We start from the raw sequence: 10,524 nt of genomic DNA, 5'->3' as shown, positions 1-10,524 counted from the left end.
AAATCATGCCGTCCGGACATGTACCTCCGGAGGCCCCGGCACCCGGCACCAGCCGCACGCACCCGCACCCCCGCCGGACGGCACACCCCGCACCCACGCCGGACGGCGCACCCCCGCCGGACGGCGCACCGCAGAGGTCAGCTCATGAACTTCTTGAACTCGTCCGGGAGTTCGAACGACTTGTCCTGCCCCCCGGCCGGCAGGCCATTCGCCGCCTCCTCACGGCGCGCGAGCGCCGCCTGCTCCTCCGCCTTCCGCTTCATCGGGTTGCCCGACCGCTGCTTGCCCTTGGCCTGCTTCGTCTTCTTCTTCGTGCGGCCGGGACCGCCACCCATGCCGGGAATGCCCGGCATTCCCGGCATCCCGCCGCCCTGCGCCATCTTCGACATCATCTTGCGAGCGTCGAAGAACCGCTCCACCAGGTTCTTCACAGCGCTGACCTCGACGCCCGAACCCCGCGCGATCCGGGCCCGGCGTGAGCCGTTGATGATGACCGGGTCCTGGCGCTCCCCGGGGGTCATCGACTTGATGATCGCGGCGGTGCGGTCCACGTCCTTCTCGTCGATGTTGTTGATCTGGTCCTTGATCTGCCCCATGCCCGGGAGCATGCCGAGCAGCTTGCTGATGCTGCCCATCTTCCTGACCTGCTCCATCTGCGCCAGGAAGTCGTCGAGCGTGAAGTCCTTGCCCTTGCTGCTCGCCAGCTTGGAGGCCATCTTCTCGGCCTCGGCCTGGCTGAACGTCTTCTCCGCCTGCTCGATGAGGGTGAGCAGGTCACCCATGTCGAGGATGCGGGACGCCATGCGGTCCGGGTGGAACGCGTCGAACTCGTCCAGCTTCTCGCCGTTCGAGGCGAACATGATCTGCTTGCCGGTGACATGCGCGATGGAGAGGGCCGCGCCGCCGCGGGCGTCGCCGTCGAGCTTGGAGAGGACCACGCCGTCGAAGCCGACACCGTCGCGGAAGGCCTCCGCGGTGTTGACCGCGTCCTGGCCGATCATCGCGTCGACGACGAAAAGGACCTCGTCCGGACTGACGGCGTCGCGGATGTCCGCGGCCTGCTTCATCAGCTCCTCGTCGATACCGAGGCGGCCGGCGGTGTCGACGATGACCACGTCGTGCTGCTTGGTCTTCGCGTACTCGATGGAGTCCTTGGCGACCTTGACCGGGTCGCCGACTCCGTTGCCCGGCTCGGGCGCGTACACCGAGACGCCCGCGCGGTCGGCGACCACGGAGAGCTGCGTGACGGCGTTGGGGCGCTGGAGGTCACACGCCACGAGCAGGGGGGTGTGGCCCTGGCCCTTGAGCCAGAGGCCGAGCTTTCCGGCGAGGGTGGTCTTACCGGCGCCCTGGAGACCCGCGAGCATGATCACGGTGGGCGGCTGCTTGGCGAAGCGCAGGACGCGGGTCTCGCCGCCGAGGATGCCGATGAGCTCTTCGTTGACGATCTTGATGACCTGCTGCGCCGGGTTCAGCGCCTGGGAGACCTCGACGCCGGCCGCGCGCTCCTTGACCTTGGCGATGAAGGCCCGGACGACGGGCAGCGCCACGTCGGCTTCGAGCAGGGCGATACGGATCTCGCGGGCCGTGGCGTCGATGTCCTCCGGGCTGAGGCGCCCTTTGCCCCGGAGGCTCTTGAATGTGGCTGCGAGGCGGTCGGAGAGAGTGTCGAACACGGTGGTCGCGGATCCTCAGGTCGGGGGCGGGTGAGGGAGGCTGTCCCATGCAGCTGCGCGCTGTGAAGGACAGACCGTCCCCCAGGGTATCCGGCCGCGCGCGGTGCGGTCTGCCCTGTGGATAACCGGGGCGTACGAAGCCCGGACGAGGCAGACCGTCAGCGCAGCGCGGCCTCCACCGCGCGGGCCAGCCCGGCGGCGGCCTTCTCGGTCAGCGGCCGGCCCCGCTCGTTCGTCACATAGAACGCGTCGACCGCGTTCGCGCCCAGCGTCGACACGTGCGCGCTGCGCACCCGTACCTTCGCCTCCTCCAGGGCACGGCCGATGCGGTGCAGCAGACCCGGTGCGTCCTGGGCGCGTACCTCGATGACCGTCGCGAGCTGGGAGGCGGTCGGCGCGACGGTCACGCGGGGCGGCGGGGCCGTGACGCCCCGGCGGCGCGGATACGCGGCCTCCCGTTCGGCGAGCCTGGACGGGATGTCGAGCGAGCCGTCGAGGGCCCGTACGAGATCGGCGCGGAGCCGGGCGGCCTGCGGCAGGGAGCCGTATTCGGCGGCAACCCGCCAGCTCAGCAGCAGGACCTCGGTGGTCTTCTTCCCCTGTCCTGTCTCCTTGCCCAGCTCGGCGGGCAGCTCGACGGCGCGCAGATCGGCCGCGCGTACGGTCAGCCGGTGCAGGGCGAGCACCCCGGCCGCGGCGGGCAGCACTCCCGGCTGGTCGGGCAGGGCGATGAGCAGTTCGACGCCGACGGGTTCGGGTTCGCCGTCGTCCTGCGGGGCCTCGGTCTGGGCGTGCAGCGCCAGTACGGGACCGCCGGTGCGCAGCGCCTCCACGGCCAGCCGCTCCTGCTCTGCGCTGGGCGCGGCGGGTTCCGGCTCGGCGACGGCGTCGCCCGCGAGGACGGCGGCCACGCGCGCCACGAGATCGTCGACGAGCGAGGCACGCCAGGACGACCAGGCCGCCGGTCCGGTGGCGAGCGCGTCGGCCTCGGTGAGCGCGTGCAGCAGCTCCAGGGTGGCCGGCGAGCCGACGCGGGTGGCGACCGCGCTGACGGTCGCCGGGTCGTCCAGGTCGCGCCGGGTCGCGGTGTCGATGAGCAGCAGGTGGTGGCGTACGACTGTGGCGATGACGCCCATGTCCTCGCGGTCGAAACCGATCCGGGAGGCGACGTCGCGGGCGATGACCTCACCGGCCACGGAGTGGTCGCCCGGCCAGCCCTTGCCGATGTCGTGCAGCAGGGCGCAGATCAGCAGCAGGTCGGGGCGGCCCACGCGGCGGGTCAGCGAGGACGCCTGGACGGCGGTCTCCACGAGATGGCGGTCGACGGTCCAGGTGTGTACGGGGTTGCGCTGGGGCCGGCAGCGTACCCGCTCCCAGTCGGGCAGGAACTGGGTGATCAGGCCCTCGGCCTCCAGCGCCTCCCAGACAGGAACCGTCGATTCACCGGCGCCGAGCAGAGTGATCAGTTCCTGGCGGGCCTCGGCGGGCCAGGGCACCGGCAGCGGCTTCGCGGCGGCGGCCAGCCGGCGCACGGCGTGCAGCGAGATCGGCAGACCGGCCTGGGCGGCGGCAGCGGCGGCCCGCAGGGGCAGGACGAGGTCGCGCTCGGGGCGGGCGGTACGGGCGAGGACGACCTCGCCGTCCTGCTCGACCACGCCTTCGGCGAGCGGGCTGCGGTCCGGGGCGGGCTTGCTGCCGAGCATGGCCCGCAGCCGGGGGCGTACGGCCCGGGACCGCAGTACACGGTTGACCTCGCGCCAGGTGACGTCGGAGGCGTACGAGACGGTGCGCCCCGCCTCGTACACCTGCCGCAGCAGCGCGTCGGCGTCGAGCAGGCCGAGTTCCGCGGCGACCGGGTCCTGTTCCTGGAGGGCGAGCCGGTCGGTGGCGCGGCCGGTGGTCAGATGCAGGGCGTCGCGGGCGTCGAGGAGCCGGCGCCGGGCGTCGTAGAGCCCTTCGCGGGGCGCGTCGGCGAGCCAGGAGGCGGCGACGGCGCGCAGCGCGGTGGCGTCGCGCAGTCCGCCCCTGGCCTCCTTGAGGTCGGGTTCCAGCAGGAACTGGAGCTCGCCCTGGCGCTCGGCGCGTTCCCGGCAGAGTTCGTCCAGCTCGGGGAGGCGTTTGGGGGCGCTGTTGCGCCAGTCGGCGAGGATCGCGGTGCGTACGCCGCCGACCAGGCCCAGATCCCCGGCGACATGCCGGGCGTCGAGGAGTCCGAGCTGTGCCTTCAGGTCCTCGGCGGCGGTCTTGCGCGCCTCGGCGGGGGTACGTACGGAGTGGTCGAGGGCGAGCCCGAGGTCCCACACCGGGTACCAGACGCGGTCGGCGAGTGCGGCGATCGCGGCGGGACCGGATTTGCCGTCGTGCAGGAGCAGCAGATCGAGGTCGCTTCGCGGTGAGAGTTCACCGCGGCCGTAGCCGCCCACGGCGACGAGCGCCGCGCCGCGCACCCCGGCCTCCAGGGCCGCGGTGGTGAACAGCGCGTTCAGCCAGTCGTCGGTCAGTCTGGCCAGGGCGGCACGGCGTGGCGGCCCGGACCGCGCCTTCTCCTGGAGGAGGCGCAGCCGGGCCGCCGCGTAGCCGCTGGGTCCCGAGTCTGCCTGTTCGGTCGTCTCTTCGAGGCTCGTCACCCAGTCGTTCCCGTCTCTAAAGTGCGTCCGGGCCGCGCTCGCCGGTCCGTACCCGGACCGCCGTGTCGACCGGCACGCTCCATACCTTCCCGTCACCGATCTTGCCGGTGCGGGCGGCCTTGACCACCACGTCGATGAGCTGTTCGGCGTCGCCGTCCTCGACCAGCACCTCGACGCGGATCTTCGGTACGAGGTCGACGGTGTACTCCGCACCGCGGTAGACCTCGGTGTGGCCGCGCTGGCGGCCGTAGCCACTGGCCTCCGTGACCGTGAGCCCCTGGACGCCGAAAGCCTGCAGGGCCTCCTTGATCTCGTCCAGCCGGTGTGGCTTCACGACTGCGGTGATGAGCTTCATGCGTCCACCTTCTTGATCTTCGCCGCGACGGCGACGGTCTCGTCCTGGCTGGCGGCGGCGACGCTACTACGGCCCGACGGCGAACCACCGACCGCGCTGTAGTCGTAGGCGGACTCGGCGTGGTACGCCATGTCGACGCCGCTCGTCTCGTCGTCCTCGGAGGCCCGGAAGCCGATCGTGACATCGACGATCTTGGCGAGGATCCAGGAGACCACGAAGGAGTAGGCCATCACCGAGAAGGCGCCGACGGCCTGCTTGCCCAGCTGCGAGAGTCCGCCGATGCCACCGGTGGCGAGGACACCCACGAGCAGGGTGCCGATGACACCGCCGACGAGGTGGACGCCGACCACGTCGAGGGAGTCGTCGTAGCCCAGCTTGAACTTGAGGCTGACGGCCCAGGAGCAGACCGCGCCGGCGACGACACCGATGAGCAGGGCGCCGAAGGGGTTGACGGCCGCACCGGACGGGGTGATCGCGACGAGGCCCGCGACGGCGCCGGAGGCGGCGCCCAGCGTGGTGAACGCGCCGTGCCGGATGCGCTCGTAGATCAGCCAGCCGAGCATCGCGGCGCCGGTGGCGATCTGGGTGTTGAAGGCCATCAGGGCGGCGGTGCCGTTGGCGGCCAGCGCCGATCCGGCGTTGAAGCCGAACCAGCCGAACCACAGCAGCGCGGCGCCGAGGACGACGAGCGGCAGGCTGTGCGGCCGCATCGGGTCCTTCTTGAATCCGATTCGCTTGCCGACGACCAGGACCGCGGCGAGCGCTCCGACACCCGCGTTGATGTGCACCGCCGTACCACCGGCGAAGTCGATCACCCCGAGCTTGAAGAGCCAGCCGTCGGACTGCCAGACCCAGTGCGCGATCGGGAAGTACACGACGGAGACCCAGAGCGCGATGAACAGCGCCCAGGCGCTGAACTTCACACGGTCCGCGAGCGCCCCGCTCATCAGCGCGGGCGTGAGGATGGCGAACATCAGCTGGAAGAGGGCGAAGGCGAAGACCGGAATGCCTTCCGTGCCTCCGGTCAGGGTGTCGACCGTGATGCCCTTGAGGCCGATGTGGTCGAAGTTGCCCAGCAGACCGGCGCCGATGTCGTCACCGAAGGTCAGCGAGTACCCGTAGAGCACCCACAGCACGCTGACGATCCCGAGCGAGATCAAGGACATCATGAGCATGTTGAGGGCGCTCTTCACCCGCACCATGCCGCCGTAGAAAAATGCCAGGCCGGGCGTCATCAGCATGACGAGCGCGGCACTGATCAATACGAATGCGGTATCTGCGCCATTCAAGGCCAGCGTCTCCTCGTGGGTGGGAACGGCCCCGTGCGGATGCTCAAGCTAGATGTGGGCCGACTGTGCTGAGGAGATTGGCGCAGCGCGGTTTCGGCCAATGCCGCTCGATGTTTCGCGACAGTGACGAAGACGTCCTGTGTGTTACGTGCCGATGAACCGGCGGATCTCGGCGGCCGGCCGTGGATACCCTCTGCGGACATCGGAAACCGGCCGCGGCGGTCACCCTGTGTCCTGGCGGCGGGGGAGCCGTGTCGGGCTGTACGGGGTGACTGCCGCGGCCGGAGCTTTCGGCGGGGCGGCGGGGCGGGTCCGGCCGGCGGCCGGGATGCGTCCGGCCGCTCAGACGGCCTCCGCGGACTCGGGCAGCTGGGCGGTGAGCCGCTCGGTGAGATCGACCACGCCGGTGACATCGCCGAAGTCCCTGGCGGCGGTGTCGAGCGTCTTGCGGAGCCGGGTGTTGACCCGCTCGGAACGCACGCTCTCCGCCACCTTCAGGGCCTTCTCCGCAAGGGCCGTGGACTGCTCGGGCTCCTTCTTGAGGAGATGGACGGAGGCCAGGCCGATCAGGTTCAGCGCGTACGACCGCTGGTGGTCGGCGTCCTCGGCGAAGAGGTCGACGGCGCGCCGCATGACGGGTTCGGCGAGGGAGGCGTAGATGGGGCTGCGGCCGGCGACATAGGCGAGGTCGCGGTACGAGTGGGCGTTCTCGCCGTTGAGTTCGGCCTCGGAGAAGAAGCGGATCCAGTCGGGCTCCACCTCGCCGTCGACCCCGGCGTCGGAGAAGGTGTCCTCGGCCATCCTGACGGCCCGCTTCGTCTTGCTCGGCTGGCCCATGTTGGCGTACGCGCGCGCCTCCATCGCATACAGCATGGCCTGGGTCCGGGGGGTGGCGCAGTCCCGGCTGCCGTACTGCGCGAGATGGATCAGCTCCAGCGCGTCGTCGGGCCGGCCGAGATGAATCATCTGGCGGCTCATGGACGAGAGGATGTACGAGCCGAGCGGCTTGTCCCCGGCCTCCTTCGCGGCGTGCAGGGCGAGGACGAAGTACTTCTGGGCGTTGGGCTGGAGGCCGACGTCGTAACTCATCCAGCCCGCCAGCTCGGCCAGCTCGGCCGCGCACCGGAAGAGCCGCCGCGAGGTGGCCTCGGGCTGAGGCTCCTGGAGCAGATCGGTGACCTCGTGGAGTTGGCCGACGACGGCCTTCCGCCGGAGTCCGCCGCCGCACTGCGCGTCCCAGAGCCGGAACATCGCGGTGGTCGACTCCAGCAGATCCAGCTCGGGGCCGGAGAGCCGGTTGGCGCGGGACGGGGTGGCGACGGGCTCGTCGTCGGGCTGCTCCTGGCCGCCCGCCGATGTGGGCACCAGCCAGCGCTGCATGGGCTCCACCAGCGCGGGCCCCGCGGCCAGCGCCAGCGAGGTGCCGAGGAAGCCGCGCCGCGCCAGCATCAGATCACTGCGGGAGAACTCGCTGATCAGCGCGACGGTCTGGGGGCCCGCCCAGGGCAGATCGACCCCGGACACCGAGGGCGACTGATGCGCGGAGCGCAGCCCGAGCTCCTCCACGGCCACGACGGCGCCGAAGCGCTCGGAGAACAGCTCGGCGAGGATGCGCGGGATCGGCTCGCGCGGCTGCTCGCCGTCGAGCCAGCGGCGCACCCGCGAGGTGTCGGTGCTGATGTGATGCGCGCCCATCTGGCGTGCCCTGCGGTTGACCTGACGCGCCAGTTCGCCCTTCGACCAGCCACTGCGCAGGAACCACGAACCGAGCTGCCCATTCGGGCGCTTGCCGGTATTCGTACCGCCTGCGCCGCTGCCGCCCACTGGAACGCCCCCATCCGCTGAAGCCACTTGTCGCGCGAACCGCTATCAGAATGCCGTGAGCACGAGGTGCCTGTCCGCCCGTCGCCCCCCTTCGAACAGGAAACCGAGTTGCCCTTGGCATACCCACGGGAGTGTCTTACCCCGGGTTCGCGTACTGAAAGTAATCCTACGATCACTGCCTCAGCGAGGGTGATTCCACAATCGCCACCATTCGCCACCCCTTCGAATGAACTCGCTCACGGCGGGGCGCGATTGACTTGACGCACTTCGATCGGAGCGGGCCGAAACGCCGCACGCCGGGGCGCGCGAATCCGGTCCCACTACCCCCAATGCCACTTCGCGCCGCCTCGACCGCCCCGATGACGACGGAGTGTCACGGGCACACTGCGAGACGTAACCACCGGCGAGTTCGACCCGTTGGAGGGGGCATGGGCTTCACGATCGGCGGCATCCGGGAGATGCGGTCCGGCTCGCGCCGCCGCGGCCGCACCACTGAGTGCACCGCGGTGGCGGAGTACACGGGCCTGTGGGGCTGGGACGTCGTTCCCGGCGCGGTTCCCGCGGCGCGGGCCTCGGGCGGGCAGTGCTCCTGCGCCGAGCCCGGCTGCGCGTCGCCGGGCGCCCATCCGCTGGCGTTCAGCCCCGAGGTGTCGGCGGGCGCCACCCTCGACGACGTCACCAAGGTGTGGTCGGAGGTGCCTGGCGCGGCGGTGCTGCTGCCGGTGGGCCGCGGCTTCGACATCATCGACGTGGCGGAACCGGCGGGGAGCCGGGCTCTCGTACGGCTGGAACGGATGGGGCTCCCGCTCGGCCCGGTCATGGCGACGCCCGCGGGCCGCGCCCACTTCCTGGTGGCGCCTGGCGCGGCGGCGGAGCTGCCGGAGCTGCTGTACCGGATGGGCTGGGACGACGCGGACCTGGACCTGCACGGTCTGGGACCGGGAGCGTATGTGATGGCGCCGCCGTCGGAGGTGGCGGGCCTGGGGCCGGTGCGGTGGCTGCGACCGCCGTCCCTGGAGACGGCGGCGGAACCCCCACCGGCACGGCTGCTCCTGGGCACGCTGGCGTACATCTGCCACCGTCTGGCCTGACGGGTGTCGCCGTCCGGCGGCGGGGGTGCGGTTGTCCGGACACGCGCCTCCTACGCCGCCCGACCCCCGCCCTTCGGCGGGTCGCCACCAGCCGCCGCCTCGGCTGAGCGTCTGGGGTCGCGCACGACTGCGGGGCCTGCGGCGGGAGGGGGTCGGGGTCGGAGGAGGTGCGTGTCCGGACGTAAAGCGTCGCAGCACGCGCGAAGCGCGGTGACCACGCGACGGAGTCGCAAATCCATCGCAGCGCAGTCCGGACGCGCACCTCCGCAGGCCCCGGCCCCCGGCACCGGACCAACGCACCCGCACCCCCGCCGGACGGCACACCCGCCGGAGGCGCGCCGCACCCGGAAACCGGCCCCCGCCGAAACGCCCCCTAGTCCCCAATAAGTGCGTTCACGAACGCCTCGGGTTCGAACGGGGCCAAGTCGTCCGGGCCCTCGCCCAGACCCACCAGCTTCACCGGTACACCCAGCTCCCGCTGCACCGCGATCACGATGCCCCCCTTGGCCGTGCCGTCCAGCTTCGTGAGGACGATGCCCGTGATGTCCACGACCTCCGCGAACACCCGTGCCTGCACCAGCCCGTTCTGACCCGTCGTGGCGTCCAGGACCAGCAGTACCTCGTCCAGCGGACCGTGCTTCTCCACGACCCGCTTGACCTTGCCCAGCTCGTCCATCAGCCCGGTCTTGGTGTGCAGCCGGCCCGCCGTGTCGATGAGGACGACGTCCGCGCCCTCCGCGATGCCCTCCTTGACCGCGTCGAAGGCGATCGACGCCGGGTCGCCGCCCTCGGGGCCGCGTACCGTACGCGCGCCGACCCGCTCGCCCCAGGTCTGGAGCTGATCGGCGGCGGCGGCGCGGAACGTGTCGGCCGCGCCCAGTACGACCGAGCGGCCGTCCGCGATCAGTACGCGTGCCAGCTTGCCGGTGGTCGTGGTCTTGCCGGTGCCGTTGACGCCGACGACCATCACGACGGCCGGGGTGTCGAGGCCGCTCTCGGTCTTCACCGCGCGGTCGAAGTCCGTGCCGAGGAGGTGGACCAGCTCTTCCTTGAGCAGCGCGCGCAGTTCCTCCGGCGTCCGCGTGCCGAGTACGCGTACCCGCTCACGCAGCCGCTCGACCAGTTCCTGGGTCGGTGCGACACCGACGTCCGCGATGAGGAGGGTCTCCTCGATCTCCTCCCAGGTCTCCTCGTCGAGGTGCTCGCGCGAGAGCAGCGTGAGCAGTCCCTTGCCGAGGGAGTTCTGCGAGCGGGCGAGCCTGGCGCGCAGCCGGATCAGCCGGCCGGCGGACGGCTCGGGGATCTCGATCGCGGGCGCGGGCGCCTCCGCCTCGACGGCGACCGGCGTCTGCGTGCCGTCCGGGAGGCCGACCTCCTCGACCGTGCGGCGCGGCTCGTCGCGCGGTGCCTCCGCCTCGTCGCCGACATGCGGCTCGGCAGGGGGAGCTGTGAGGGTCGGCGTGCTCGACGGCGCCTCGGGCGGCAGCTTCTTCTTCTTGCGGCTGCCGACCACGAGCCCGCTGATCAGGCCGACCGCGACCAGGGCGATGACTACAACAAGGATGACGATTTCCATAACGCTCCCAGTATCAGCCACGGCCGGGACCGGCCCTGGCTTCAGAGGATCACACGAAGATCCTCGCTACGATTTGGACCTTTTGC

7 protein-coding genes are annotated in these 10,524 nt (G+C 71.2%); 1 reads left to right on the top strand and 6 read right to left on the bottom strand.

What is annotated here, in order from left to right:
- Nucleotides 1–137 precede the first annotated feature (137 nt).
- From ffh to ACFRMN_RS21170, 5 genes are all read right to left on the bottom strand, one after another.
- On the bottom strand, nt 138–1,676 hold the full coding sequence (gene ffh / locus ACFRMN_RS21190) for a signal recognition particle protein (protein ID WP_383021726.1): 1,539 nt from the start codon (nt 1,674–1,676) through the stop codon (nt 138–140).
- A 158-nt stretch (nt 1,677–1,834) separates the two neighbouring features.
- The gene (locus tag ACFRMN_RS21185; RefSeq protein ID WP_383021723.1) at nt 1,835–4,303 is read right to left on the bottom strand and encodes a [protein-PII] uridylyltransferase; all 2,469 of its coding nucleotides are present in this window, start codon (nt 4,301–4,303) and stop codon (nt 1,835–1,837) included.
- 16 nt (nt 4,304–4,319) lie between these two features.
- The gene (locus ACFRMN_RS21180; protein WP_351393689.1) at nt 4,320–4,658 is read right to left on the bottom strand and encodes a P-II family nitrogen regulator; all 339 of its coding nucleotides are present in this window, start codon (nt 4,656–4,658) and stop codon (nt 4,320–4,322) included.
- Nucleotides 4,655–5,947 carry an ammonium transporter gene (locus tag ACFRMN_RS21175; protein WP_383021720.1) on the bottom strand — a complete coding sequence of 431 codons (1,293 nt, stop codon included), beginning with the start codon at nt 5,945–5,947 and terminating at the stop codon, nt 4,655–4,657. The genes ACFRMN_RS21180 and ACFRMN_RS21175 overlap by 4 nt, the downstream gene beginning before the upstream one ends.
- 342 nt (nt 5,948–6,289) lie before the next feature.
- Nucleotides 6,290–7,771 (bottom strand): hypothetical protein, encoded by a 1,482-nt coding sequence (locus ACFRMN_RS21170; protein ID WP_383021718.1) that lies wholly within the window; start codon nt 7,769–7,771, stop codon nt 6,290–6,292.
- 428 nt (nt 7,772–8,199) lie between these two features.
- Between ACFRMN_RS21170 and ACFRMN_RS21165 the strand changes: the two genes are divergently transcribed.
- Nucleotides 8,200–8,862 carry a bifunctional DNA primase/polymerase gene (locus ACFRMN_RS21165; protein WP_383021715.1) on the top strand — a complete coding sequence of 221 codons (663 nt, stop codon included), beginning with the start codon at nt 8,200–8,202 and terminating at the stop codon, nt 8,860–8,862.
- Between the two features lie 373 nt (nt 8,863–9,235).
- Here the strand turns inward: ACFRMN_RS21165 and ftsY are convergent, their stop codons facing one another.
- On the bottom strand, nt 9,236–10,438 hold the full coding sequence (ftsY, locus tag ACFRMN_RS21160; RefSeq protein ID WP_383021713.1) for a signal recognition particle-docking protein FtsY: 1,203 nt from the start codon (nt 10,436–10,438) through the stop codon (nt 9,236–9,238).
- Between the last annotated feature and the right edge of the window lie 86 nt (nt 10,439–10,524).

This window comes from Streptomyces sp. NPDC056835, assembly GCF_042789485.1.
Taxonomy (GTDB): domain Bacteria; phylum Actinomycetota; class Actinomycetes; order Streptomycetales; family Streptomycetaceae; genus Streptomyces.
The sequence above is the reverse complement of the archived record's forward strand: the minus strand, read 5'-3'. Positions and strand labels throughout refer to the sequence as shown.